This window comes from Bacillus sp. CCB-MMP212, from assembly GCF_022748145.1.
GTDB classification, from domain to species: Bacteria; Bacillota; Bacilli; order Bacillales; family Bacillaceae_G; genus Bacillus_A; species Bacillus_A cereus.
Genome location: NZ_JALDQE010000004.1, coordinates 335,376 through 361,635, shown reverse-complemented (window position 1 = coordinate 361,635; position 26,260 = coordinate 335,376). Strand labels below are relative to the sequence as shown.

Genomic DNA, 26,260 nt, shown 5'->3' with positions numbered 1-26,260 from the left:
AGTATATTATACTCAATTATTTCCTTTTTATTCATAAAAAAAGAGGAGAAATGTTACATTTTCACCATGAACCTTCTCTTGCGGTCATTTGCTCTTTCGTATAAATAATACGCATTGGATTTCCACCTACGAAAGCACCGCTCGGTACATCTCTATGAACAAGTGTGCCAGCTGAGACAGTCGCACCGTCTCCAATTTTCACACCTGGTAATATTGTTACATTCGCTCCAATCATCACTTCATTTCCAATGACGATTTCCCCAAGTCGATATTCACGAATTAAATATTCATGCGCTAAAAGCGTTGTATTATAGCCAATAATCGAATTCTCTCCCACAGTTATCTTTTCCGGGAACATAATATCCGGCATTACCATAAGCGCAAATGATGTTTTCTTTCCTACTTTCATCCGTAAAAAAGTACGGTACAACCAATTCTTCACAGATAAAAATGGCGTGTAACGCGCAATTTGGATAATAATAAAGTTTTTCATTACCTTCCAAAAAGACACTGTTTTATACACATTCCATAATGAATTTTCTCCTGAAACAGGATAGCGCGTTGTCCGTCGCACTTAGCTCGCTCCTCTACTAACTTACTTGGACCTTTATGAACGGTTCATATTAGACAAAATTGGTAGCAAATCACTCATTTTATCTAGCATAAAGTCCGGCTTGTAAGCCTCTAAATACGCTCTACCTTTCAGCGTCCATGAAACCGCAGCTGTTTTCGTCCCCGCATTTTGACCACCGACAATATCATGATGATTATCTCCAACCATCAATGCCTCTTCTGGTTTTGCATCTAATAATTCAAGCGCTTTTTGAAGTGGCTCTGGATGTGGTTTCACATGCTCTACATCATCAATTGTCACGACAACATCAAAAAATTCATCAAGCTTTGACAACTGTAATCCCATCTCAACGGTGTGTCTCGCTTTCGTTGTAACAATACCAACTTTATAACCTTGCTTCTTCAACTCTCGAACTGTTTCATATACAGTTTCATATTCTTCTACTAATTCATCATGATGATCATGGTTAAATTCGCGATAACTTGTAATCATCTCTTCAACCTTACTTTCATCAATCTTACTGAAAGTATCATGCAAAGATGGACCGATAAATGGCAACACATCTTCACGCTTATATTGATTTGGATAATACGTATTTAAAGTATGTAAAAAAGAAGAAATAATAAGTTCGTTTGTATTAATTAAAGTTCCATCTAAATCAAATAACACTGTATTTATTCTCATTGCCTTAGTCCTTTCGCCTTCCTGAATATGAAAGAAGCAGCATCTTATAATAAGATGCTACTTTTCTCTAATTTTCCGAATATCTTTTATCAGCTTGCCCCATTTTTCGTCTCACAATAATGAAAATAATAGAAATAACAACAAGTCCAATTGACATTACTTGTGCAATACGAAGTGGTCCTAGCATTAAACTATCAGTACGTAAGCCTTCTACGAAGAAGCGTCCTACTGAATACCAAATTAAATATGTGAAGAATAATTCCCCGCGGCGTAAATTCACTTTTCTTAATGCAAGTAGTAAAATTACACCTGCAAAATTCCATAATGATTCATATAAAAACGTCGGATGATAGTACACACCCTCAATATACATTTGATTAATAATGAAATCTGGTAAATGAAGACCTTCTAAAAACTGTCTCGTTACTTCATCACCATGCGCCTCTTGGTTCATAAAGTTTCCCCATCGGCCAATTGCTTGTCCTAATAAAATACTTGGTGCAGCAATATCCGCCAACTTCCAGAATGAAACCCCGCGTCGCTTTGCAAAAAGAATCCCTGTAATAACCGCTCCGATTAAACCACCATGAATCGCCAAGCCACCTTGACGAATATTAATAATTTGACTCGGGTTTTGCGCGTAATATTCCCATTCAAAAATAACATAGTACATTCTCGCAAATAGAATAGCGATCGGTACTGCAATTAATACAAGGTCAACAAATGTATCTTTTGGAATACCTAGCCTTTCTCCCTCGCGAGTTGCTAGCCAAAGACCTAATAGCACACCTGTACCGATAATAATCCCGTACCAATAAACAGGAAACGGCCCAAGTTGGACAGCTACGCGGTCAAGCTGCGGTACAGAACCTAACAGCATATGTATGACCTCCCTCTCCAATGTTTACTCCTGATTCCCTAACTCAATCGCACTCATTAATCGTTCTGAGAACTGCTGTGCTGCATTGACTCCCATACGCTTTAAACGGAAGTTCATCGCTGCTACTTCAATAATAACAGCCAAGTTTCGACCAGGACGAACTGGAAGTGTAATCTTCGTAAGTTCTGTATCAATAATTTTCATCTTCTCTTCATCAAGACCTAAGCGATCATAGTTTTTCTTTTGATCCCAAATTTCAAGATTAATAACAAGTGTAATACGCTTATAATTTCGCACTGCCCCTGCACCGAATAACGTCATAACGTTAATGATACCTAGACCACGAATTTCTAATAAATGCTCAATTAAATCTGGTGAGCTTCCTACTAATGTGTCTTCATCTTCTTGGCGAATTTCTACACTATCATCCGCAACAAGGCGGTGACCACGCTTCACAAGTTCAAGAGCTGTCTCACTTTTACCAACACCACTTTGACCTGTAATTAAAACACCAACACCATAAATATCTACTAATACACCATGAACAGCAGTTGTTGGTGCTAGCTTACCTTCTAAATAATTAGTTAAACGACTTGATAATCTCGTTGTCGTTTGAGAAGAACGTAATAAAGGCATGCCTGATTCACGTGATGCTTGTAATAACTCATCTGGTACATCTTGATTACGAGTTATAATAATACATGGCGTCTCCTCGGTACAAAGCGCTTTCATTCTCTCTTGTTTTTGCTCTGTTGTTAACGTATCAAAGAACGTGAGCTCCGTTTTTCCAAGAAGCTGCACGCGATCAGCTGGATAATATGTAAAGAATCCTGCCATTTCAATTCCAGGTCGTGATAAATCACTTGTATCAATCGGACGATGAATTCCTTCCTCACCACTTATTAACTCCAATTGAAATTGTTCAATTAAATCTTTTGTCCTTACTTTTGGCATATGTATAAACCTCCACTCCGCTGCGGGTTCAGTCTCGTTTGATGTAAAATTCCATTCTACCGGATATTGTACCATTTTTTTCTGGAAACAAGAAATACGGTTTCTAATAAATAGAAAAAAACATTTCATACGAATAATGAAATGTTTTTCTTTTTGTCATTTTCTCTTTTTTTCATATAGAGGTTCCACAATTGCCTTCTCAATAATCATATTAAAAATTGAAATACAAATTGCCGCAACAATCGCTACACCAAATCCTGATATATTAAAAGCATCTCCTAATAATGAATCTGCTATTTTTAACGTAATCGCATTAATAACAATTAAGAAGAAGCCGAAAGTTACAACAGTAATTGGTAGCGTAATTAAAATTAAAAACGGCTTTACGAACATATTTAAAACCGCCAATATAATACTCGCAATAATTGCAGTTTGTATATTTGCTACGTAAAATGCATCTGGTGCAATCCCTTTTAAAAGCCCCGATACAGCGATTAACACAACGCTATTTACAAGAAGTGATACAATCCATCTCATTTCGTTACACATCCTTTTAAACATATATATTTCATCATACGCTAATAGATAATAAACGCAAGTATGATACAAACACTTATATCAACTTATTCTATCTTTCATGCTTGTATACCTACTAACACTTCCTCGCAAAATAAGGACCACACCACCTATGTTCATGAGTTTTCACAAAGGTCCAAGTGAAATCTTTATCTACAATATAGATATCACCTTTATACGCATCGTCTGTCTCACACAATATATCATCCATATGTAACAAACTCGCATCCTTTATTAACAGTACCTCATCACAGTGTTGGTAGAAAATGTAGCAATCCTTTTTCACTTCATTATGAAACTCGTTTTCCGCTTCTTTACCCTCTAAACACTTCTTTTTCTCATAACTAAATATGTGCCATAGATAACCACATGCATACCTATCTCCATGAAGAAAAATATCTTCTTTTTCTTTATCACTTAAATGATTTGCAAAGTGATCCTCCCAGCACTTTCGAAAATATACACCCCAACTTTGAAATTCTCTTACCTTCATATTTTTCTTTCTTAACACCTCTAAAAACTCCATCTTCTCCCCCTATACAATAAAAACCGAGTGTCATTTCCACTCGGTTTTTATTCACACACTTATTGCGATAATTCTACTTCTTTTATTTTCTCTTTCATTCTTGCTTTATCACGATTTAAAATCTCTTTTAAATACTTACCTGTATACGAGCGCTCTTCTTTCACTACTTGCTCTGGCGTTCCGGAAGCAACAATTTGTCCACCTTTGTCCCCGCCTTCTGGTCCAAGATCAACGATATAATCAGCTGTTTTTATCACATCTAAATTATGTTCAATTACAAGTACCGTCTCACCGCTCTCAACAAGACGTTGCAGCACTTCTAGAAGACGTGCAATATCATGCGCATGTAAACCAGTCGTTGGCTCATCTAAAATATATAACGTACGACCTGTAGAACGACGGTGTAATTCAGAAGCTAATTTCACACGCTGTGCTTCCCCACCAGATAATGTTGTTGCTGGTTGACCTAATTTCATATAACCAAGCCCAACATCTACAAGCGTTTGAAGTTTACGCTTAATTTTAGGAATATTGGCGAAGAATTCTACTCCATCTTCAATTGTCATCCCTAACACTTCAGAAATATTCTTATCTTTATATTTCACTTCTAACGTTTCACGATTATATCGTTTACCGTGACAAACTTCACACGGAACATACACATCTGGTAAGAAGTGCATTTCGATTTTAATAATTCCATCACCACGGCACGCTTCACAACGTCCACCTTTTACATTAAAACTGAAACGTCCTTTTTGATATCCGCGCACTTTCGCTTCATTCGTTTGTGCAAACACATCACGAATATCATCGAATACACCTGTGTACGTCGCTGGATTAGAACGTGGTGTACGACCAATTGGCGATTGATCAATATCAATTACTTTATCTAAATGTTCAAGACCTTTAATCTCTTTATGAGTACCTGGCTTCGCTTTCGCTTTATATAACTTTTGCGCTAACGATTTATATAGTACTTCATTAATCATCGTACTTTTACCTGATCCAGATACACCTGTTACCGCTACAAACGTACCGAGTGGGAATGACATTTTTGCATTCTTTAAGTTATTCTCTTTTGCGCCGACAATCTCTACTTTACGTCCATCACCTTTACGTCTTTCAAGTGGAACTGGAATAAACTCTTTACCGCTTAAATACTTACCTGTCAGCGAATTCTCATCCTGCATCACTTCAGCTGGTGTACCTGCTGACACAACTTGACCACCGTGAATACCTGCACCAGGTCCGATATCAAGTAAATAGTCAGCAGCCATCATCGTATCTTCATCATGTTCAACCACAATTAACGTATTACCTAAATCGCGCATTTCTTGCAATGTACGAATAAGACGATCGTTATCGCGCTGGTGTAAACCAATTGAAGGCTCATCAAGAATATAAAGTACGCCAGTTAGACGAGAACCAATTTGCGTCGCTAAACGAATACGCTGCGCCTCACCACCTGATAACGTACCAGCCGCACGACTTAGCGTTAAATAATCTAAACCAACGTTCACTAAGAATCCAACGCGCTCCTGAATTTCTCTTAAAATTAAATGAGCTATTTTTTGTTGCTTCTCCGTTAGCTCTACATTCGAGAAAAATTCTTGTACTTCTTGAACTGAATACTTCGTTACGTCAGCAATCGTTTTATCACCAACAAAAACAGCTAAGCTTTCAGGCTTTAAACGGCCGCCTTTACACTTCGGACAAGCTTGTTCTGCCATATACTTTTCCATTTGCTCACGAATGTAATCGGAACTCGTTTCACGATAACGACGTTCAATGTTTGGAATAACACCTTCAAATAAAATCTCATTTTCCTTTACTTGACCGAATTCATTTACATAGCGGAAATAAACCTTCTCTTCCCCGCTTCCGTACAACACTTTATCAAATAAATCTTTCGGTATATCTTTCACAGGCATATCCATATCAACGCCGTAGTGATTACATACAGATTGTAAAAGTTGTGGATAGTATTGTGAACTTGTCGGTTCCCAAGGTGCAATCGCATGTTCATTTAATGATAAATCCCAGTTCGGGATAACAAGTTCTAAATCTACCTCTAGCTTTGAACCAAGTCCATCACAAGAAGGACAAGCTCCGAACGGACTGTTGAATGAGAACATACGCGGCTCTAATTCTCCGATTGAAAAACCACAATGCGGACAAGCATGATGTTCACTAAATAGAAGTTCCTCTTCTCCCATTACATCGATTAAAACTCGGCCTCCGCCAAGCTTTAATGCACTTTCAAGTGAATCAGCAAGACGGCTTGCGATTCCTTCTTTTACAACAATACGGTCAATTACAACTTCAATGGAATGCTTCTTATTTTTATCTAACGTAATCTCTTCAGACACATCGAGCATTTCACCATCAACACGTACACGAACATATCCTTGCTTCTTAATATCTTCAAGTACTTTCACATGTGCACCTTTACGACCAGAAACGATAGGAGCTAACACTTGTAATTTCGTACGTTCAGGATATTCAAGAACACGGTCTACCATCTGCTCTACTGTTTGTGATGTAATTTCAATCCCATGATTTGGACAAATTGGCGTACCAATTCGCGCAAATAATAAACGTAAATAATCATAAATCTCCGTTACCGTTCCGACAGTTGAACGTGGATTACGACTCGTCGTTTTTTGATCGATTGAAATCGCTGGTGACAATCCTTCAATCGTATCTACATCCGGCTTATCCATTTGTCCTAAAAACTGGCGCGCATACGCAGATAACGATTCTACGTATCTGCGCTGCCCTTCTGCATAAATCGTATCAAATGCTAATGATGATTTCCCCGAACCAGACAATCCCGTTACAACGACAAGCTGATTTCTCGGAATGGTTACATCAATATTTTTTAAGTTATGTGCTCTAGCACCTTTTACAACGATAAAATCCTTGCTCTTACTCACTCTTTTCACCCTTCCGCTTTTAATTCTAATAGTAAATCTCTTAGTTCAGCTGCACGCTCGAAGTCTAACGCTTTTGCTGCTTCTTTCATCTCTGCTTCCATCTTCGCAATTGTCTTTTCACGCTCTTTTTTCGTCATTTTCTTAGCAGGAGTTGCTTCGTATGTTTCTGTCTCTTCAGCAGTTGTCGTTGCACGGATTACATCACGTACGCCTTTTTGAATCGTTTTCGGCGTAATACCATGCTCTTTATTGTAGGCTTCTTGTATAGTACGACGACGCTGCGTTTCTTCAATTGCAATTCCCATTGATCTTGTTATACGATCTGCGTACATAATAACTCGGCCGTTTTCATTACGCGCGGCACGACCAATTGTTTGAATTAATGAGCGCTCTGAACGTAAGAACCCTTCCTTATCAGCATCTAAAATCGCTACAAGTGATACTTCTGGAATATCTAATCCTTCTCGTAATAAGTTAATACCGACCAGTACATCAAACTTACCAAGGCGAAGATCGCGGATAATTTCAATACGTTCTAACGTTTTAATTTCAGAGTGAAGATAGTTAACTTTAATTCCTACATCTTTTAAGTAGTCCGTTAAATCCTCGGACATTTTCTTCGTTAAAGTCGTAATTAATACACGTTCATTTTTTGCAATACGATCTTGAATCTCTCCTAATAAATCGTCAATTTGCCCTTCAATAGGTCGTATATCGATTGGTGGATCTAAAAGCCCTGTTGGACGAATAATTTGTTCTATTACTTCTGGTGACTGCTCTAACTCGTACGGTCCTGGCGTCGCCGAAACGTAAATAACTTGATTCGTTTTCTCCTCAAACTCATCAAACATGAGCGGTCTATTATCTAAAGCTGACGGCAGACGGAATCCATGATCCACAAGCACTTGCTTACGTGCTTGGTCCCCGTTATACATCGCTCTTACTTGTGGCACTGATACGTGCGACTCATCCATAACAATTAAGAAATCTTCCGGGAAATAGTCCAATAACGTATACGGTGTTGCACCCGCTGGACGAAGTGTTAAATGACGGGAATAGTTTTCAATCCCTGAACAAAAGCCCATCTCGCGCATCATTTCTAAATCATAACGTGTACGCTGCTCTATACGCTGCGCTTCTAACAACTTACCGTTATCATTTAATTCCTTTAAACGCTCTTCTAATTCTTTTTCAATATTTTCAATAGCGACCTTCATTTTCTCTTCACGCGTAACGAAGTGAGATGCTGGGAAGATTGCTACATGATCACGTTCTGCTAATACTTCACCTGTTAACGCATTTACTTCACGAATACGATCGATTTCATCACCGAAAAATTCAATTCGAATACAATGCTCATCAAGTGATGCTGGGAAGATTTCAACTACATCTCCGCGCACACGGAATGTACCACGCTTGAAATCAATATCATTACGTCCATACTGTACATCAACAAGTTCACGAAGCAATTGATTGCGGTCCTTCTCCATACCAACTCGAAGTGATACAACTAACTCGCGGTATTCTTCAGGAGAACCTAAACCATATATACACGAAACACTCGCAACGATAATTACATCGTCCCGTTCAAATAATGCAGACGTTGCTGAGTGACGCAATTTATCAATTTCATCATTAATCTGCGCGTCCTTTTCAATAAACGTATCTGTTTGTGGTACATACGCTTCTGGCTGATAATAATCGTAATAACTAACAAAATACTCAACTGCATTATTCGGGAAAAAGTCTTTCAACTCACTATATAACTGTCCTGCTAACGTTTTATTGTGAGCCATAACAAGTGTTGGCTTTTGCACTTCTTTAATGACATTTGAAATCGTAAATGTCTTACCCGTTCCTGTCGCTCCAAGCAACACTTGCTTTTTCTTTCCACTATTAATTCCCTCTACAAGCTTCTCTATAGCTACCGGCTGATCACCTTGCGGGGAATACGCTGATATAATTTCAAATTGATGTTCCAAGTAAAATCCGACCTCCTCATAAAAATCTGTATTATTATTTTACCACGAATGCCTATAAAAAACCTAAAAAAACGAACAGATATTCGGTAAAGTTTTCGACAATATACACATAGAAAAAGGAAGGAGTAAATACTTCCTTCCTCTACTAACTCTATTTTTTAGGTACATATACTAAGTCATATCCATTGCGCCCAGCTTCATTCGTACAATCTATTAGTCTATAAGTGATTCCTGATTCGCGCTGGTCTTTAACAATACTTTTACAACTATCTTTATGTAACCCTTTATCCTTCCCAGCAAATTTGTCTTTTCTATTATCTGACACATAAAATATATCGTTCCCACTATACTCTAACGTTTGAAAAATCGGGTCCCCTTCAAGGGTATACTGTACAATTCTTATTTTATCAACTTCCCTTTGTTCGACATTCAAAACGAAATTTTCAAATTTATCTAGATTGGAAATCCTGGTTCCCTTTACAATGACATCGTTCTTCTTATCAATTGTAGTGTTAGATGGTGAGCATGCTACTAAGCTAAAGAGAAATATCCATATAAAACTGGTTCTTTTTCCTATTGTCATCCTCTCCTATAAAAATTATTTGTATACCGCAAAAGCTACTTTCCCCTAAGAAAGTAGCTTCTTGTTCCCTTTCTCCTTCTTCGGAAAAAGAACATATGAAAATGAAATAGCTGCATCCACTAAAAGTATAATCACCCAAACTTGGCTCACGCGACTTGCAGCTTTATTTAAAACGATTCCCGATTCTAACCAATTACCCCATTGTTCAAATGGAATAAATCCATACGCGAAGAAAAAGAATATGTGCACACCAACGAATAAAACAAGATGTAATACCCAATTTTTTATTTCCTGCTTTGCATAGGCCATACCTGTTAATTCTACCTGTTCTTCAATAATAGGCGCCGGTTCATTACGCCATTTCGCAACTAGCTTTTGCGCAAATATATCCAGCTTCTTCAAATCATTTTTCCCGTAGAAAACTGCATACAGTAAAATAATTACAGTAATGATTTGAAAATTAGAGAACTTTCCTGTTTGATAATAGTCCACTGCCCCTAATGTTAAAATAAACACTTCATTTACGAGTAGTACAATCCCCATAATAAAGCTCGCCTTCTTCAAACGGAATCCGTAACGGAGTAAAAAGAAACCGATAGCCGATAACCAAAATACAATCTCTGCTCCAATTAAAAAATACCAACGATATTCTGCGAGTATGCTCATTTATCCTTCTCCCTTTCATCATAAATACGAAAAGCTTCATCCATATATAATAAAAACTCTTCTTCAATTGGATACATGCTCATTTTCTGTGAATCTTCCTTTGATTTTCTAACTTCCCATAACTTATCTAAAAACGCTTCGTCACCATTAGCCATTTCTAAACACTTCTGCATTAATCTCTTCATTGCCCTTTGTACTTCATCACTAGTGGCTTCTTTACCCTCTTTCATAAAAATACGTAATTGCTTTAATAAATCTACCCATTCTAAAACATTCGGATCTTCCTCACTCATATTCGGCAAATTATGAAGCAACTTTTGTTCTTCCTTTGAAAATACTTCATTTTGAAATATTTCACGTATACGAGGAGACTGTTTTGAAAGCTGAATAAGTTCAAACATAACTTTCCAATCAAGTTCTCCCTCTACATCTACCGAATAAACAACTGCTTGTAAAACACGCTCCATTCGATTGAACTTCTTTTGCTCTTCTTGTACAAATCGAAGTTGGTTTTCAAGTGATTTTTTCAAATCCAGCTCACCTTTTACTAACATATTCGCAACTTCTTTTAATGAAAATCCCATTTCTTTTAAAAATAAAATTTGTTGCAAACGAATAACGTCAGCTTCACTATATAACCGATGCCCACCCTCTGTTTTTCCGCTCGGCTTTAATAAATCTATTTGATCATAATAACGTAGTGTACGTACTGTAACCCCTGTTTCTCTCGTCAGTTCTTGTATTGAAATCACTACCATCACCTCTTCCCCCTCATTATAGAAGATGACGTTACGTAACTTTCAAGTGTTTTGTAAAAAAAATACAAAAAGCTGTTTATACAAAGTGTATAAACAGCTTTTATGGAAATAACCCCTTTTGTATGGCGCGCCCACAAAATAAAATAAGTGCTCCAACAACAACACTCGTTGCCGTTTTATGATAATGGGCTAATAATAATAAATAATACGATAAACCTACAGTACCAATCATAATACAAATACTCGGCACTGGATTACGAGAAAAATTTTGCATTCCCCAAAGAAGCGCAAATATAGCTGTAGCGACACATAACACCGGTAATCCCATCCCAGTTCCCCTTTTTCTATCTATTATTCCTTGTTGCTAACACGCTCGTTGATGCCGTACTAATTAATAAACCAAAACCAATCCTTATATATTTAAACGTTTAATCTAATTGAAATCTCTCAAGCTTATCCTTTTTTTTCTCTCCCCTTACTCCAGCGTAAAGATTTCCTCCACCTTCACTCCAAAATATTTGGCAATTTTTAAAGATAACTCTAGACTCGGATTGTAATGATGATTTTCAATCGCCACTATCGTCTGCCGCGTCACCTGCATCGCCTTTGCCATTTCAACTTGTGTTATATGATTTTGCTTTCTTAACTCTTTTATTTTATTTTTCACACCCATAGGATCCACCTTCAAAAGTAAAGATATCTTTACTTAAATTATAAATATTTTCCAGTTATAAGTAAAGATATCTTTACAAATTTTAGAAAAATGTTTCATTGAACATCTACTCTAACAAAGTACAAGAGTAATTCAATTTATATCAGCGATTTTCTAAATATATCAGCGCAACTTGAAATATATCGGCGATTTCCCAAATATATCAGCGCAACTCCATTTATATCGGCGATTTTCCAAATATATCGACATCCGTAGCGCTACTATAATCATAAGAAAAAGCTGTCCCCAAACACCTTCGGGAACAGCTTTCTCCTCTACTACATAAATCCTAACGCATATACAAGAACGTATCCAAGAACCGATAAGCAAACCGAGCCAATCAGCCCTGCCACGAATGCTTTACTTCCTAATTTACGGAACGTTTTAAACTCTACATTTAAACCGAGCCCTGCCATCGCCATTGCGATAAGCATGTAAGCAAGAACAACAATGTATCCCGCAACAACTTCTGGAATAATCCCGAGCGAGTGCACTGCACTCATCGCTAAGAACCCGAAAATGAACCATGGTATTGGAAGTTCGCGCCACGATTTCTTTTCTTTGCTACCTTCACTCTTACCAAACCATAGACCAATTAAAATCGCTACTGGCACAAGCATTGCTACGCGCGTTAACTTCACAATAACTGCGATGTCTACAGCAGTACTTCCTCCTGGCGCCGCAGCTGCGATGACATGAGCGATTTCATGAAGCGTCGCACCTGAGAATACACCATAACCGTACGGAGATAAACCAAGCACTGGATATAATAACGTATAAATAAGCGTAAATATGGTACCTAAAATCGCAATGATTGCTGCCCCAACTGCTGTTTCATCGTCCTTCGCTTTGACTTGCGGTGCAATTGCCACGACCGCGGCTGCGCCGCAAATTGCCGTACCGCATGCTGTTAAAATCCCAAGTTTCTTTTCTACTTTAAATACTTTCGTTAGTCCGTATACAACAAAAATAGTAAATGTAATAACAACCGCCGCGATGACCAATACTTTCGGTCCCGCCTTCGCAATATCAACAAGATTTAATCGCATTCCAAGTAAGATGATCCCAAAGCGCAGTAACTTCTTACTCGCAAAGTTCGTTCCTGCAATCGCATCATGAGGAACTCCAATTGCAGCGCGCCAAACCATCCCAATTAGAATAGCAATTACTAATTGTCCCATAATATTTAAAAATGGAAGCTCCGCTAAATATTTCGCGGCAATTGCGATTAATAATGTAATCCCAATTCCTTGCGAAAATCCAAAGCCCTTCTTCTTTTGTATAACAAGTGTTTGTTCCACCTTGTACCACCCCAATAATCGTATTGGAACATGCATGTTCTTTCTACTTACATTATAAGAGAGTTTCTATAATAAGTTTAATACCAATACCAAATCTCTATCATCAGAAATACTTATGATAAAATGAAAGAAAAACGAAAGGAGCTTTGCAAATGAACGTAGACATTTTAAAAATTTTTGTTACTGTCGTTGAACAGAAACATTTCTCCCGTGCAGCAGAATTATTAAACCTTTCACAGCCCGGAGTAAGTATGCATATACGCAACTTAGAAAACGAATTTGGCACTACACTTATTCAACGCTCCCCGAAGCACGTCCAAGTTACGGAAGCTGGAAACATATTATATATACATGCAAAGCAAATGCTCTCTCTTTACGAAGATGCTAAGCAAGAGATTAATGAACTACATAACGTTGTAACAGGAACACTTCGCATTGGTGCTAGTTTTACAATTGGCGAATACTTACTTCCAAAAATACTGGCTAACTATGCGAATGAAAATCCACACGTCGAAGTTCATACTTTTATCTCAAATACAGAAGACGTTTTGCAAAGCCTTCGCTCTAATCAAATTGATATCGGCTTAGTGGAAGGACAAGTCGTATACGCTGACGTTAACGTTGAAACGTTTATGCAAGATGAAATGAAGCTCGTCGTTCCGCCAAATCATCCATTGCTCCGCACAAATGAAATAAATGAAAGCACACTCCAAGATCAAGTATGGGTACTAAGAGAAAGTGGTTCTGGTACACGTGCTTATAGTGACCGCTTTATTCATCAACACCATTTAAAAATGAAACGATTCTTTACATTCAGTAGTATCCAAAGCGTAAAGGAAGCTGTTAGTGCCGGTCTTGGCATCGCTATACTTTCTGATTGGACTGTACGGAAAGAGCTACTAGCAAAAGAACTATTCCACGTCGAAGTTCCAAATGAACAACTAATCCGTCCGTTCTCTATCGTTCGCGGCAAATATTTCATTCCATCTAAAGCCATTCAAGTGTTCTTAAATTATGTAAATTCTTTTGCGAAAAAACAGAGTTGACCTTCACATTAGTGTGAAGGTTTACAATACATGTAAAAGGAGTGAAACACATTGCGAATTGGAGAATTATCAAAAGAAACTGGCGTTAGTGAAAGATCACTAAGACATTACGAAGAAAAGGGATTACTCCCTTCTAAGCGCCTCGCAAATGGCTACCGTGATTTTGATGAAAGTGCCGTCGAAAAAGTGGAGCTTATTCAAATGTACTTACAAATTGGCTTAAATTTAGAAGAGACAGCAAGGATGCTGCGCTGCCTTGAAATTGAACCGCACCTGTACGACAATCCGTGCAGCAGTATCCTTACGCTTTACGAAGATAAACTCAATGAAGTAACAAAGCAAATCACATTACTTTCCAACATCCAAACGAATTTGCAAAAACACGTTTCACTCCTAAAACAAGCAAAAGAAAAGGGATGATTACATGTTTGTTATACATGGCAGTTCAAGACAAAACGGAAATACGGAAGCTTTAACACATATGATGATTGATGGAATTGAAACAGAACAAATTTATTTACGTGATCACACAGTCTATCCTATTACAGATAAGCGTCATGATGCAGAAGGATTCCAACCTGTAAATGATGACTACGAGCAGTTAACGAAACGCATGTTAGAGCACGACACAATTATCTTTGCTACACCATTATATTGGTACGGAATGAGTGGACATATGAAAAACTTTGTTGATCGCTGGTCACAAAGCTTGCGCGATACATCTCTTCATTTCAAAGAGAAAATGAAAGATAAAAAGATGTATGTTGTCATCGTTGGCGGAGACAATCCAAAACTGAAGGCATTGCCGCTTATTGCTCAGTTTCAATACATCTTCGATTTTGTTGGTTCATCATTTGAAGGATATATCATTGGAGATGCGAATGGATTAGATGAAATCAAAAACGATGCTGAGGCGCTGGCAAAAGTACAATTGTATAATAATAAATTCAAAAATAGCGAACAGAAATAAGTTTGACAAACCCTTTTGTATGCGCATACAATAAAGTAATATTATGAAAGGAAGGTACTTTGACCAATGAAGTTCTAATTCTCTTATTTATTTCATCCATCACAAATAGTGAACAAAAATGATGAAAACTAGCAGGGGATTAGTCTGTCCATTTGTCGATACTTTCTTTCGAAACGATCATGTAAAAAATCGTTTATTTATATACGATTTTTTACATACAAGGGCGACGTTTATCCTCTCTAGTGAAACTAGGGAGGTTTTTTTATGACTATTTTATTCGCAAGTAATATTGAAAAGAGCTTTGGTGATCGCACACTATTTACGTTACCATCACTGGAAATTCAAGCACAGGATCGCATAGGTATTGTCGGAGTCAACGGAGCTGGTAAATCTACGTTATTACAAATATTAAGTAAAGAAATAGAAGCTGACAGAGGCATAGTAACTCATCATAGTTCTATCAGCATCATTCCTCAGCTTAGCGAGGAATTACCGGAAACTACCTCTTCCCTTGCAAAAGGAAAATGGAGTATTTCAAACGTTACCGACGTAATGAGCGGCGGTGAACGAATGCGGCTAAAGATTGCCCATGCTCTCGAACAAAATGCAGGCATTTTATTCGCTGATGAACCAACAAGCCACTTAGATATGGTCGGTACAGAGCAATTAGAAAAGGCACTTTCATCCTATAAAGGAGCACTTGTTTTAATATCGCATGATCGTGAATTTCTAGATAATATATGTACCAAAATTATTGAAATTGAAGACGGTATTATTCAAGAGTATAAAGGGAATTATTCCAACTATCGAAAGCAAAAAGAACGTGAACGAATACAAAAACAAGCAGAATATGAGCAATATGTACAAGAAAAAAATCGTTTAGAACAATCCATTCTACAAAAAAAGCAACGTGCTTCTAGCATGACAAAAATCCCAACACGGTTCAGTTCATCTGAATCTAAACTTTATAAATTAAGTGGAGCTCATGGTCAAGAACAGGTTAGTAAAGCAGCAAAAGCATTAGAGACACGTCTCGAAAAATTAGAAAAGAAAGAAAAGCCAAAGGATTTTTCTCAAGCTCAGTTTGACGTACAATACCATACACCCATTCATAGTAAGGTGGCAGTACAGTTCAATAAAGCAACAAAGAAAATAGGCGACCGCACACTATTTAAAAATATGAATGGAACTATTGTCCCTGGTGCAAAACTAGCTATTTTAGGGGCAAATGGAAGTGGCAAAACCACTTTGTTCAACATGCTTCTCACAAACGAGCGTGGCATGCAGCTATCGAAAAGTTGTAAAGTTGGATACTTCGAACAAACATTATCTATTTTAAAAATAGATAAAACCATTTTAGAAAACGTTCTAGAAGAAACAAAATATATGGAAGCATTCGTTCGCACAATACTTGCACGGCTTCTATTCCGTCGTGAGGATGTTCATAAACCTGTGCACGTTCTAAGCGGGGGTGAACGAATGAAGGTTGCACTCGCAAAAGTATTTTTAGGAAACTATAATATGCTTCTGCTAGATGAACCGACAAACTATTTAGACTTAGCAACGCAAGAAGAATTAGAAACCATGTTACAAGAATATCCTGGCACAATACTTTTCATTAGCCATGATCGTGCCTTTATTCGCTCTGTTGCAGACCATATTCTACAAGTAGATGAGAGTGAACCAAGAGTATTCCACGGTAATTACGAGCAATACACAAAAAGAACAACCGGGAATTCTGTAAACGTTACTGAACAAGAATTATTAAGGTTACAAACAAAATTAACTGAAGTCATCAGCCGGATTTCTATGCCCAATCATCACGATGACATCACATCTCTCAACCAAGAATACGAAACATTATTAGTTCAAATACGGAAATGTAAAGAAGCGCTCTAATGTCTTCCCTATATATCGACGGGACCTTCCGCATTTCCCAAGAAATATTGAAACTTCGACATATAAAGTAAAAAGCCATGCATCAGCACGGCTTTTTACTTTATCCCGCATTAACGGGCAATAAGACTCCCACCTCAAAATTCGGTTAAGGCAAAGAAGGTAGATGGGAGACCAACTGTCCGTAAATGCCCGATTGGTTCAACTAATAATCAGTGGGGAACAAACACCCCCACTGATTAAAGTTTCACTTTATATTCGGACAGCAGTCCCGCTCACTGCAACCATTAGCATCCCTTCACGAACTACTTCGTAATCCACGTCGATACCGACAATTGCATTTGCATTTTTTTGTCTTGCGAAAGTTTTCATCTCTTCCATTGCGATGTCACGCGCTTCTTTTAATTTACTTTCATAAGCGCCAGCACGACCGCCGACAACGTCACGGACAGAGGCAAAAAGGTCACGAACGATATTCGCGCCCATAATCGCTTCTCCATTGACGATATCGATATACTCAATAATTTCTTTTCCTTGAATTGTAGACGTTGTTGTTACAATCATACTTTATTTCCTCCCATATGAGATTTTTACCTACTTATGGTGCACTAATTCAGTACAAATTATATTTACGAACTAAACTGAGCTTCGTATAACCTACTGTATCCTCCGCCACGCTCAATTAATTCATCATGTGAACCTTGTTCTGCAATACCGTCTTTATTTACAACGACGATTCGATCTGCATTTTTAATCGTTGCAAGTCTGTGAGCGATAACTAACGTTGTACGACCAGCTGCTAATTCAGCAAGTGATTTTTGAATTGCAAGTTCCGTCTCAGTATCTAGTGCGGAAGTAGCTTCATCTAGTATTAAAATTGGCGGGTTTTTCAAGAACATACGAGCAATTGCTAGACGCTGCTTCTGTCCACCAGAAAGTTTTACACCACGCTCACCGATAACAGTATCTAAACCGTCTGGTTGTGAGTAAATTAAATCTTCTAACTGCGCACGTTTTACTGCCTGCCAAATTTCAGCTTCTGACGCCTTTAAGTTCCCGTAAGCAATATTTTCACGAATTGTTCCTGAGAATAAGAACACATCTTGCTGCACAATTCCAATTTGCTTACGAAGTGAAGATAATGTCATATCTTTCGTATCAATACCATCAATTTGAATTGATCCAGATGATTGCTCATAAAAACGTGGTAATAGGCTACATAACGTCGTTTTCCCTGCTCCTGATGGTCCAACGAACGCAACCGTTTCACCTGCATGTATGTTCAAACTAATATCATTTAAAATCGGTTCTTTATTTTCATATCCGAACGTAATGTTGTTATATTGAATATCACCATGTACTTGTTTAACTTCCATTGCATCTTTAGAGTCTACAATGTCAGGCTCTGTTTCAAGAAGCTCTACATACCTTTTAAAACCAGCGATTCCTTTCGGATAGCTTTCGATTACCGCGTTAATTTTTTCAATTGGACGGAAGAAAATATTCGTTAATAGAACGAATCCGATAAATCCACCGTATGTTAATTCTCCTTGCAGAACAAACCATGTACCGCATATTAATACGAAGAGCGTTACGAGACGCATGAGCATATAACTAATCGATGAATTTAAAGCCATAATTTTATACGCCATTAATTTCGTTGTACGGAAACGAGCGTTGTTCACAGCGAATTGCTCTTTCTCAAACTTTTCATTTCCGAATGCTTGTACAACGCGAATACCACCAACGTTGTTCTCAATACATGCATTGAAATCAGCAACGTCTGAGAATAAACGTCTAAATGTACCTGTCATTTTTTTATTGAAGTAAAGTGCTAACCATAATAGGAATGGAATGACGAAGAACGTTAATAACGCTAACTTCCAGTTGATCATCATCATAAATGAGAATGCCCCAACTAAAGTCATTACGGCGATAAATAAATCTTCTGGTCCATGGTGAGCAATTTCCCCAATTTCCATTAAATCGTTTGTCAGGCGCGAAATTAAATGACCTGTTTTATTATTATCAAAAAATCTGAATGATAGCTTTTGAATATGATCAAATAATTTCTGCCTCATATCTGTTTCAATGTTAACACCAAGCATATGTCCCCAATATGTAACGACATATTGTAAGCCTGCATTTAACATATAAACTGCGAGTAAACCGAAACAAGCCCATAAAATAAGCGTCCAGTTTTGCCCTGGCAATAACTTATCAATAAATTGATTTACGATAAGCGGGAAGCCGAGTTCTAATAATCCTGCGACAACCGCACAAGAAAAGTCGAGTATAAATAAACCTTTATACGGTTTATAGTACGAGAAAAATTTACGCAGCATATCTTACCTCCATTTTCCAAAATTAAAAAGACTCCCTAAATGATAACCATTATCAAATAATTATTCAAGTTATCCGTCTATGAAACTGAAAATAAGCTTTGCGATAGCTGTCGTTTTTGGCCGGAAAGTCGATATATTCGAATAATCGCCGATATATTTCGAGTTACGCTGATATATTTGCAAAATCGCCGATATAAATTTCATTTACTAACTACCCTCCCCCCAAAAAACAAAAAAAGGTACCACCACAAGGTGATACCATTCCTTCTATTACATCGCTTCCGAATCCCACTCATGCTCCTGCTGAACAAACACAACACCTAATTCGTGATGTCCACCAGCATATAATGCAGTTTGTGCAAGACGAAGCTCACCATTTGTATCTAATACTTCTAATTTACAAAATGCTCCTGTCGTCTTCGTTTGAAGCGCATCATAAAATTCCTCGGCGCTTTTTGGAATGACTCCATTTACTTTCGTAATAATTTCTCCAGGCAGTAATTTCAGCTCTGCTCCAATTGTATTTGGAATTGTATCTAGTACAATGAGCCCATCATTACGTGCAGCAAAATACGCTGGTCTTGTTTCATCGGAAATTTTCTCTTGCATCGAAATTGTGAAACGCCCAAGCATCGCGACTCCCATCGCGATAATTGCAAGTACGTGCCACCAGTAACTTGCGATTCCTAAAACGAGCACAAGTCCTGCTAATCCATAAACACGTCTTCCTGTAAATAATAAAGCTTCCGTCGGCTCATAACTTTTAATCTTTCTCATAAACCCAATTAAAAATGGTACGAGGAATAGAGAATATGTATTTGAACCTATTGAAACGACAGGCCACCATGAAATAAACTGCGTTACCGCATCACCCGGTACAAGAATAAAAATAGGAACGATCCATAAACGCTTTGATTCGTGTAAACCAATCTTTAATCCACGCTTCCCCTTCCTAATCTTCGGTGTAGAGTATCCTACCGCGTTTTTAGAAATCAATAAGCCTTCTACAATAAGCATAACGCCTAGTAAAATAGCAAGGGATACAATGGTACTCTCTTCACCTTCTCGAAGCTGTAAGAAGGAAACTGGTAGCTTAGAAGATAATAGAACACATACAATCGCAATGCTAAATGTATAAGCTGCCGATAAATATCGATACATAGCCGTTAATCCAAATAGTAATGTCCAAATTAAAATGGCCCATAAGCTTGCTTTAGAAACAACAAGTCCAAGCCCAATCGTCATAATAGATACTACTAATCCGTATCCAATCCCTGCAAATAGAGAGGTTCGCAGTTCAAACCAAATATCATAAACTTTAAAAGAAAAATCTTTTCGTTCTCTTAACATACGTAAGTATCCAACGAAGATACTACTTATTACAAATATATAGACAGCAGGGTGTAAGAAAAAACGTCCAACTGCCCGCATTATTTCAAAAATCCACGCCTCCACGAACTCATTCACCACCATTTATATCATTCTTTCTTTTTATATTATCACAACTAAACAAACGTTTGTTTAACACAAAAAAATACAGGCAGCAAACTGCCTGTATTTCTTCTTATTTTGCCATTAACTTTAATGCTGACTGTAATTGTAAATCATTTTCTCCAGAACGGATTTTTTCGATAATTTTAGTTTGAATCGCTTCAGCTGTCTTTTTATCAAGCTGTCCTGTCGCTTCCATCTCATTCGCATTTTGGAATGCTTTCAGCGCCGATTCTGTCTCTTTACTAAAGTATCCATCTTCACGACCTGGTACATACCCTAAGCTCTTAAGCATTTCTTGAGCATGTTTTACTTGTACATCATTTGAATTGTATGAAAGTGTTTTTTCAATTTGAATTGGTGTCGCATGATAATAATTTGGTTGCTTCACTTCTACTGTTGGTGCGATTCCTTTTTTATGAATCCAGTTCCCATCCGGTGTTAACCATTTAAACATTGTTAATTTAATGTTGCTGCCGTCTTTAAATGGAACAGCTTGCTGGACAGTACCTTTACCAAATGTTTTTTCACCAATTAAATCGTATCCTTCTCCTTCTTTCAGCGCACCCGCTAAAATCTCTGAAGCAGAAGCACTTCCATTATCAATTAATACTGAAATTGGATATGGTTTTCTCTCTTTCAGTTCCGTAGAGAATTTCTTCTTCTCACCATTTCGCTGCTCTACTTGTAGCATTGGCTTTTTATTCGTCATAATTTCCCCTAGTATATCTTCTACACTATTTAAATAGCCACCAGGATTACCACGCACGTCAATAACTAAGCCTTTTATATTTTTCTTCTCTAACTCTTTTAACTGATCCTTAAATTCCTTCGCTGTATTCTCAGCAAAAGAAGTGATTTGCATATAACCGATATCTTTTCCACTCTCTTGCTTCACAGAACTAAACACTGTAAAGATTGGAATCTTTTCACGCTTAATTTTAAATACAATCGGATCAGTTACTCCCGCACGTTTAATTTCAATTGCGACAGTCGTTCCCTTTTTACCACGAATTTTTAATACCGCTTCTTCACGTGATAAGTCTTTCACACTGTTTCCATCTACAGATAAAATTTGGTCATTCGGTTTAATTCCTATCTTTTCTGCTGGTGAACCTTTAATTGGCGATACGATAATAAGCTTATCGTCCGTCTTGTTCACCTCAGCCCCAATCCCCTCTAATTCAGGATCAAGCGATTCACTAAACTGTTTGGCTGTTTCTTTATCCATATACGTGGAATAAGGGTCCTTCAGCGTAGACAACATACCTTGTATTGCACCTTCAACTAACTTTTCATCTTTCACGTCTTCCACATAACGTGAATCAATTAGTGCATACGCCTCATTAATTTTTGCCAAATTCCCTTGCGCAGTGCTAGCATTCCCACTCGAAATTGTTTGCGTTACTTCTGCTGGGGTAACCCCAAATACAGACATGCCTGCAAACATTCCGCCAGCACCAATTAAAAATGCAACAACCATTCCAATAATTGCAACTCTACGTTTCAATGCGGAATTCCCCTTTCCAAAACACACAGGTGGTGTAGCAAAAGGCATCACACAGTGTGTGATGCCTTTACCTATTTCTACTATATGATAAGCTTGTACGAATTATGTTTGCAACTTTTTATACTTTTAAGAAGCGACGAATTGACATTACACTTCCCCACATACCGATTAAAGCACCGATTAACACTAGTAAACCAGCTAATTGGAATACGAAAGGACTGTATGGTAGAAGCTCGAAAATTGTTCCGCCAAGTTTTTCGTTAAACACACCTTGCAACGAATTATACGTAACTAGAATTAGGCCAATTGGAATAATTGATCCTAATACTCCTAAGAATAATCCCTCTAGCAAGAATGGCCAACGAATAAACCAGTTTGTTGCACCAACAAGTTTCATAATTTCAATTTCTGTACTACGAGCATAAATTGTAATTTTAATTGTATTAGAGATTAAGAACATCGCTGTGAATAAAAGACCAGCAATTAACGCAATCCCAATGTTACGACCAGTTTTTACAGTATCAAATAATCGTTCAACTTGCCCTTTTCCGTACTGAACATTACTGACAAACTGCATTTTTTCAACTTTCTTCGCGATTGTCGCTGTATCTGTTGGTTCTTTTGCTTTTACAACGAATACGTTTTTAAGTGGGTTATCTTGTTCAAATAACTCAAACGTTTTTCCACTATCACCTAAGCTTTTAATTAAACGTTTTAACTCTTCTTCTTTAGAAGAATATTTAATAGAATCTACTTTTGCAATCTTACTCATATCTTCTTCTAATTTCTTTTGATCCGCTTCTTTTGCAGCTGGATCAATGTGTACACGAATCTCTACATCTTGCTCTACTTTCGTCGCAAAATGGTTCATATTCATAATCGCTGTTAAAAAGACACCTACAAGTAATAATGTAACTGTTACTGCACTAACAGAAGCAAATGTCATCCATCCGTTACGTGATAGATTCTTTACACCTTCTCGCAAATGTCGACTAAGGGTCTTAGCCTTCATATCCGTATCCTCCCTCAATCTCATCTCGAACAATTTTTCCGCCTTCAATCGCGATTACACGATGACGGATTGTATTTACGATATCTGCATTATGCGTCGCCATAACGATCGTTGTGCCGCGCTCATTAATGCGAGTAAAAATATTCATAATATCAAGAGCTGTTTCAATATCTAAGTTACCTGTTGGCTCATCGGCAATTACAACCTTTGGTCTATTTACAATTGCTCTTGCAATAGCCACACGTTGTTGCTCCCCGCCCGAAAGCTCACTTGGAAGTGCGTCTGCACGATCTTCAAGGCCTACAAGACCTAGAACTTCTGTTACACGCTCACGAATTGCATCCGGTTCTTCTTCAATTACTTCTAAAGCAAACGCAACATTCTCATATACCGTTAATTTAGGTAGCAATTTAAAATCTTGGAAAATTACGCCTAATTGACGACGAAAATACGGAACGTCTCTTTCTGCCAATGTTTCGATAGTAAGTCCATTTACATTAATAGATCCTGTAGATGGTTTCTCTTCACGATACATCATTTTAATAAATGTAGATTTTCCGGCTCCACTCGGTCCAACTACGTATACGAATTCACCTTGTTTAATGTTAACTGTAAGACCAGCAATGGCTTTCATACCATTCGGGTACTCCTTATAAACATTCGTCATTTTTATCATTATTTATCACCCAATACTTAATGATTTTTTTCGAAATACTTTTCTGTACATCTGAAAATAAAAGACATCCTTCATTTTCACTTATTCATCCTTGTTGAAGGTAGTTTACTTATGCTTTCTCATAAGCAATACCACTCTATGTAATATATTTCAGCAAAATTCTACAAACCCCATTGTAACATCAAACGGTTTCCAATTTGGATACATTTTTGTTACAGTTATGTTACATTCCAGAAAAAGGAAAACGAGTTGAATATATTATCAACTCGTCCATTTCACCTTTTTTATTTATGTTCTGCTAACCATTCAGATACTTTTTTCGCATCTTCACCTTGAATAAGTCCTGGTGACATTGAACCGCGGCCTTTTTTAATAATCTCTTCGATATCTGCGGCGTCGTACTTACCGCCCACTTTTCTTAAATCAGGTCCAGTTGCCCCTGATAAATCTGTTGCGTGACATCCAGCACAACTTCTTTGGAAAATTTGTTCTGCGCTGTCTGTGCTTGCAGACTGTTTCGAAGACTTACTCTCTTCTTTATTTCCGCATGCTCCTAAAGTAAAAACAACCGATGTCCCTAGCGCAATAGCCAACAATTTCTTTTTCACTTCTATCGCTCCCCATTGTTGATATTCTTTTTATTCCTAACACACTCATTTTCATTATAAGCATTATCTTTATATAGAAAAACTAAGGTGTATTTCATATTCCTCAAAAATACAGTGAGAACCTTGATAAAATAAAGCTTTCATAAGTTGTTTCAATTCTGTGAACAACTTAAAAAACTTCTATAAAGAATCCTTTTTAAAAGGAAAATTAGAAAAGTTCTATATAAATCTTCACCCTATTACCGCTCTATTTTACTATTCTCTACTTTTTACAAAACAATATACAGCATTGTAATCTACATATAATCCCATCAAAAAGAGAAGTTGTCGTTTCCAACTTCTCTTCCTCTTTACTTCATCTATAAAAATAAAATCAAATGCCTTATATCCTCTATATCCTCAGCATGCGCCAACAATTTTGTTGGCTTTTTTTCGCTTATTAGATGCGAGAACGTAAGTAAGCATCAATAAATGGATCAATCTCTCCATCCATAACTGCTTGTACGTTACCAACCTCCGTATTTGTACGGTGGTCTTTTACAAGAGAATACGGGTGGAATACGTAAGAACGGATTTGGCTACCCCATCCGATTTCTTTTTGTTCCCCACGGATTTCATCTAATTGTGCCTGTTGCTCTTCTAGTTTCTTTTGATATAATTTCGCTTTTAACATCTTCATCGCATGCTCACGGTTTTTAATTTGTGAACGCTCTGACTGACACGTTACAACTGTATTTGTCGGTGTATGTGTAATACGAACTGCTGAATCTGTCGTATTTACGTGCTGTCCACCCGCTCCACTTGCGCGGTACGTATCAATTTTTAAATCTTCTGTACGTACTTCGATTTCAACTTCATCATTGAACTCTGGTACAACTTCACAAGATACAAACGATGTATGACGACGACCTGAAGAATCGAATGGTGAAATACGTACAAGACGATGTACACCTTTCTCTGCTTTTAAGTAACCGTAAGCGTTATGACCTTTAATTAATAAAGTTACACTCTTAATACCAGCTTCATCACCTGGTAAATAGTCAACCGTTTCTACTTTAAAACCACGTTTTTCAGCCCAACGTGTATACATACGTAATAACATAGAACCCCAGTCTTGTGACTCAGTTCCACCTGCACCTGGATGTAATTCTAAAATCGCATTATTTTTATCATAAGGATCACTTAATAGTAACTGAAGCTCATACTCATTCATTTCTTGAATTAAGCCTTTTACTTCTGATTCTAATTCCTCATGTAAATCTTCATCATATTCTTCTTTTAAAAGCTCATGCGTTACTTCTAAATTTTCGAACGTCTCATCTAACTGACGGAAACTTCCAACCATATCTTTTAACGCATTCGCTTCATTAATTACAACTTGTGCGCCTTGTTGGTCATCCCAAAATCCTGCGCCCATCATTTTTTCTTCTAATTCTGCAATTTGGTTCTCCTTAGTAGGGAGGTCAAAGAGACCCCCTAAAAGCCGCTAATCGCTTAGCCATTTTCTCTAATTCCTGTCTAATTTCTACTAATTCCATTTCCTTCACCTCTATGTAATTGCTGTTACTTTCGTA

General features: G+C 37.4%; 27 protein-coding genes. 4 read left to right on the top strand and 23 right to left on the bottom strand.

Annotated features, from left to right (window positions below; genetic code table 11):
* Nucleotides 1-61 precede the first annotated feature (61 nt).
* From MRP26_RS13580 to MRP26_RS13515, 14 genes are all read right to left on the bottom strand, one after another.
* A complete protein-coding gene (locus MRP26_RS13580) occupies nucleotides 62-574 on the bottom strand; it encodes an acyltransferase (protein WP_001255070.1) in 513 nt (170 codons plus the stop codon).
* A gap of 33 nt (nucleotides 575-607) precedes the next feature.
* Nucleotides 608-1,258 carry a pyrophosphatase PpaX gene (ppaX, locus tag MRP26_RS13575; RefSeq protein ID WP_197242285.1) on the bottom strand — a complete coding sequence of 217 codons (651 nt, stop codon included), beginning with the start codon at nucleotides 1,256-1,258 and terminating at the stop codon, nucleotides 608-610.
* A 67-nt stretch (nucleotides 1,259-1,325) separates the two neighbouring features.
* Complete coding sequence (gene lgt / locus MRP26_RS13570; protein ID WP_000924240.1) at nucleotides 1,326-2,138, bottom strand: prolipoprotein diacylglyceryl transferase; 813 nt, start codon at nucleotides 2,136-2,138, stop codon at nucleotides 1,326-1,328.
* Between the two features lie 24 nt (nucleotides 2,139-2,162).
* Entirely contained in the window at nucleotides 2,163-3,092 is a 930-nt protein-coding gene (gene hprK, locus MRP26_RS13565) for an HPr(Ser) kinase/phosphatase (RefSeq protein ID WP_001127251.1), read from the bottom strand.
* A gap of 156 nt (nucleotides 3,093-3,248) precedes the next feature.
* Nucleotides 3,249-3,629: a phage holin family protein gene (locus MRP26_RS13560; protein ID WP_197242286.1), complete on the bottom strand. Its 381-nt coding sequence runs from the start codon at nucleotides 3,627-3,629 to the stop codon at nucleotides 3,249-3,251.
* Nucleotides 3,630-3,744: 115 nt separating this feature from the next.
* Entirely contained in the window at nucleotides 3,745-4,194 is a 450-nt protein-coding gene (locus MRP26_RS13555) for a DUF4275 family protein (protein ID WP_029443589.1), read from the bottom strand.
* A gap of 59 nt (nucleotides 4,195-4,253) precedes the next feature.
* Nucleotides 4,254-7,130 (bottom strand): excinuclease ABC subunit UvrA, encoded by a 2,877-nt coding sequence (gene uvrA, locus MRP26_RS13550; RefSeq protein ID WP_043315555.1) that lies wholly within the window; start codon nucleotides 7,128-7,130, stop codon nucleotides 4,254-4,256.
* Between the two features lie 5 nt (nucleotides 7,131-7,135).
* Nucleotides 7,136-9,112: an excinuclease ABC subunit B gene (uvrB, locus tag MRP26_RS13545; protein WP_000400989.1), complete on the bottom strand. Its 1,977-nt coding sequence runs from the start codon at nucleotides 9,110-9,112 to the stop codon at nucleotides 7,136-7,138.
* 151 nt (nucleotides 9,113-9,263) lie between these two features.
* Nucleotides 9,264-9,695 (bottom strand): DUF4362 domain-containing protein, encoded by a 432-nt coding sequence (locus MRP26_RS13540; protein ID WP_197242287.1) that lies wholly within the window; start codon nucleotides 9,693-9,695, stop codon nucleotides 9,264-9,266.
* 45 nt (nucleotides 9,696-9,740) lie between these two features.
* Nucleotides 9,741-10,361 carry a hypothetical protein gene (locus tag MRP26_RS13535; protein ID WP_197242288.1) on the bottom strand — a complete coding sequence of 207 codons (621 nt, stop codon included), beginning with the start codon at nucleotides 10,359-10,361 and terminating at the stop codon, nucleotides 9,741-9,743.
* A complete protein-coding gene (locus MRP26_RS13530) occupies nucleotides 10,358-11,119 on the bottom strand; it encodes a MerR family transcriptional regulator (protein ID WP_000260342.1) in 762 nt (253 codons plus the stop codon). The genes MRP26_RS13535 and MRP26_RS13530 overlap by 4 nt, the downstream gene beginning before the upstream one ends.
* Before the next feature lie 100 nt (nucleotides 11,120-11,219).
* Nucleotides 11,220-11,447 (bottom strand): hypothetical protein, encoded by a 228-nt coding sequence (locus MRP26_RS13525; RefSeq protein WP_000524131.1) that lies wholly within the window; start codon nucleotides 11,445-11,447, stop codon nucleotides 11,220-11,222.
* 147 nt (nucleotides 11,448-11,594) lie between these two features.
* On the bottom strand, nucleotides 11,595-11,792 hold the full coding sequence (locus tag MRP26_RS13520; RefSeq protein ID WP_000538364.1) for a helix-turn-helix transcriptional regulator: 198 nt from the start codon (nucleotides 11,790-11,792) through the stop codon (nucleotides 11,595-11,597).
* Between the two features lie 317 nt (nucleotides 11,793-12,109).
* Complete coding sequence (locus MRP26_RS13515) at nucleotides 12,110-13,132, bottom strand: YeiH family protein (protein WP_000438416.1); 1,023 nt, start codon at nucleotides 13,130-13,132, stop codon at nucleotides 12,110-12,112.
* 152 nt (nucleotides 13,133-13,284) lie between these two features.
* On the opposite strand from MRP26_RS13515, the gene MRP26_RS13510 reads away from it, so the two are divergent.
* The 4 genes from MRP26_RS13510 to abc-f all read left to right on the top strand — a co-directional run bounded on the left by MRP26_RS13510 (nucleotide 13,285) and on the right by abc-f (nucleotide 17,047).
* Entirely contained in the window at nucleotides 13,285-14,178 is an 894-nt protein-coding gene (locus tag MRP26_RS13510; RefSeq protein WP_098678344.1) for a LysR family transcriptional regulator, read from the top strand.
* Nucleotides 14,179-14,229: 51 nt separating this feature from the next.
* Nucleotides 14,230-14,598 carry a MerR family transcriptional regulator gene (locus tag MRP26_RS13505; protein ID WP_001219212.1) on the top strand — a complete coding sequence of 123 codons (369 nt, stop codon included), beginning with the start codon at nucleotides 14,230-14,232 and terminating at the stop codon, nucleotides 14,596-14,598.
* Nucleotides 14,599-14,602: 4 nt separating this feature from the next.
* Nucleotides 14,603-15,148 carry a flavodoxin family protein gene (locus tag MRP26_RS13500; protein WP_097877337.1) on the top strand — a complete coding sequence of 182 codons (546 nt, stop codon included), beginning with the start codon at nucleotides 14,603-14,605 and terminating at the stop codon, nucleotides 15,146-15,148.
* 264 nt (nucleotides 15,149-15,412) lie between these two features.
* Nucleotides 15,413-17,047 (top strand): ribosomal protection-like ABC-F family protein, encoded by a 1,635-nt coding sequence (gene abc-f / locus MRP26_RS13495; protein WP_242806203.1) that lies wholly within the window; start codon nucleotides 15,413-15,415, stop codon nucleotides 17,045-17,047.
* A gap of 249 nt (nucleotides 17,048-17,296) precedes the next feature.
* Here abc-f and MRP26_RS13490 read toward each other — a convergent pair whose 3' ends face one another.
* The 9 genes from MRP26_RS13490 to prfB all read right to left on the bottom strand — a co-directional run bounded on the left by MRP26_RS13490 (nucleotide 17,297) and on the right by prfB (nucleotide 26,224).
* Nucleotides 17,297-17,608, bottom strand: coding sequence for a heavy metal-binding domain-containing protein (locus MRP26_RS13490; protein WP_000637523.1), 312 nt, complete (start codon nucleotides 17,606-17,608; stop codon nucleotides 17,297-17,299).
* A gap of 65 nt (nucleotides 17,609-17,673) precedes the next feature.
* Complete coding sequence (locus MRP26_RS13485; protein ID WP_000944629.1) at nucleotides 17,674-19,389, bottom strand: ABC transporter ATP-binding protein; 1,716 nt, start codon at nucleotides 19,387-19,389, stop codon at nucleotides 17,674-17,676.
* Between the two features lie 69 nt (nucleotides 19,390-19,458).
* A complete protein-coding gene (locus MRP26_RS30775) occupies nucleotides 19,459-19,593 on the bottom strand; it encodes a hypothetical protein (RefSeq protein ID WP_254906602.1) in 135 nt (44 codons plus the stop codon).
* A gap of 66 nt (nucleotides 19,594-19,659) precedes the next feature.
* Nucleotides 19,660-20,862 carry a PDZ domain-containing protein gene (locus tag MRP26_RS13480; protein ID WP_242806202.1) on the bottom strand — a complete coding sequence of 401 codons (1,203 nt, stop codon included), beginning with the start codon at nucleotides 20,860-20,862 and terminating at the stop codon, nucleotides 19,660-19,662.
* Nucleotides 20,863-20,953: 91 nt separating this feature from the next.
* Nucleotides 20,954-22,390 (bottom strand): S41 family peptidase, encoded by a 1,437-nt coding sequence (locus MRP26_RS13475; RefSeq protein ID WP_000830318.1) that lies wholly within the window; start codon nucleotides 22,388-22,390, stop codon nucleotides 20,954-20,956.
* Nucleotides 22,391-22,508: 118 nt separating this feature from the next.
* Nucleotides 22,509-23,402, bottom strand: coding sequence for a permease-like cell division protein FtsX (gene ftsX, locus MRP26_RS13470; RefSeq protein WP_000645028.1), 894 nt, complete (start codon nucleotides 23,400-23,402; stop codon nucleotides 22,509-22,511).
* On the bottom strand, nucleotides 23,392-24,078 hold the full coding sequence (ftsE, locus tag MRP26_RS13465; RefSeq protein WP_000594319.1) for a cell division ATP-binding protein FtsE: 687 nt from the start codon (nucleotides 24,076-24,078) through the stop codon (nucleotides 23,392-23,394). Before ftsE ends, ftsX begins: the two co-directional genes overlap by 11 nt.
* A gap of 284 nt (nucleotides 24,079-24,362) precedes the next feature.
* The gene (cccB, locus tag MRP26_RS13460) at nucleotides 24,363-24,686 is read right to left on the bottom strand and encodes a cytochrome c551 (RefSeq protein ID WP_000727975.1); all 324 of its coding nucleotides are present in this window, start codon (nucleotides 24,684-24,686) and stop codon (nucleotides 24,363-24,365) included.
* A 439-nt stretch (nucleotides 24,687-25,125) separates the two neighbouring features.
* Nucleotides 25,126-26,224 (bottom strand): peptide chain release factor 2 gene (prfB, locus tag MRP26_RS13455; protein WP_096001455.1). Its coding sequence is split into 2 segments (ribosomal slippage): nucleotides 25,126-26,151 and nucleotides 26,153-26,224, totalling 1,098 coding nucleotides; the frame shifts between segments, so codons are not numbered across the junction.
* Between the last annotated feature and the right edge of the window lie 36 nt (nucleotides 26,225-26,260).

Excerpts from the sequence above, each read along its gene's own strand:
- MRP26_RS13525 (WP_000524131.1), bottom strand. The coding sequence starts at position 11,447 with ATGGGATTACCGGTGTTATGTGTCGCTACAGCTATATTTGCGCTTCTT.
- MRP26_RS13510 (WP_098678344.1), top strand. The coding sequence starts at position 13,285 with ATGAACGTAGACATTTTAAAAATTTTTGTTACTGTCGTTGAACAGAAA.
- ppaX (WP_197242285.1), bottom strand. The coding sequence starts at position 1,258 with ATGAGAATAAATACAGTGTTATTTGATTTAGATGGAACTTTAATTAAT.
- MRP26_RS13485 (WP_000944629.1), bottom strand. The coding sequence starts at position 19,389 with ATGCTGCGTAAATTTTTCTCGTACTATAAACCGTATAAAGGTTTATTT.
- abc-f (WP_242806203.1), top strand. The coding sequence starts at position 15,413 with ATGACTATTTTATTCGCAAGTAATATTGAAAAGAGCTTTGGTGATCGC.
- lgt (WP_000924240.1), bottom strand. The coding sequence starts at position 2,138 with ATGCTGTTAGGTTCTGTACCGCAGCTTGACCGCGTAGCTGTCCAACTT.
- MRP26_RS13530 (WP_000260342.1), bottom strand. The coding sequence starts at position 11,119 with ATGGTAGTGATTTCAATACAAGAACTGACGAGAGAAACAGGGGTTACA.
- ftsX (WP_000645028.1), bottom strand. The coding sequence starts at position 23,402 with ATGAAGGCTAAGACCCTTAGTCGACATTTGCGAGAAGGTGTAAAGAAT.
- MRP26_RS13535 (WP_197242288.1), bottom strand. The coding sequence starts at position 10,361 with ATGAGCATACTCGCAGAATATCGTTGGTATTTTTTAATTGGAGCAGAG.
- hprK (WP_001127251.1), bottom strand. The coding sequence starts at position 3,092 with ATGCCAAAAGTAAGGACAAAAGATTTAATTGAACAATTTCAATTGGAG.
- ftsE (WP_000594319.1), bottom strand. The coding sequence starts at position 24,078 with ATGATAAAAATGACGAATGTTTATAAGGAGTACCCGAATGGTATGAAA.
- MRP26_RS13490 (WP_000637523.1), bottom strand. The coding sequence starts at position 17,608 with ATGATTGTAACAACAACGTCTACAATTCAAGGAAAAGAAATTATTGAG.
- MRP26_RS13520 (WP_000538364.1), bottom strand. The coding sequence starts at position 11,792 with ATGGGTGTGAAAAATAAAATAAAAGAGTTAAGAAAGCAAAATCATATA.
- MRP26_RS13480 (WP_242806202.1), bottom strand. The coding sequence starts at position 20,862 with ATGGTGGTGAATGAGTTCGTGGAGGCGTGGATTTTTGAAATAATGCGG.
- MRP26_RS13540 (WP_197242287.1), bottom strand. The coding sequence starts at position 9,695 with ATGACAATAGGAAAAAGAACCAGTTTTATATGGATATTTCTCTTTAGC.
- MRP26_RS13555 (WP_029443589.1), bottom strand. The coding sequence starts at position 4,194 with ATGGAGTTTTTAGAGGTGTTAAGAAAGAAAAATATGAAGGTAAGAGAA.
- MRP26_RS30775 (WP_254906602.1), bottom strand. The coding sequence starts at position 19,593 with ATGAAATTTATATCGGCGATTTTGCAAATATATCAGCGTAACTCGAAA.
- MRP26_RS13560 (WP_197242286.1), bottom strand. The coding sequence starts at position 3,629 with ATGAGATGGATTGTATCACTTCTTGTAAATAGCGTTGTGTTAATCGCT.
- MRP26_RS13500 (WP_097877337.1), top strand. The coding sequence starts at position 14,603 with ATGTTTGTTATACATGGCAGTTCAAGACAAAACGGAAATACGGAAGCT.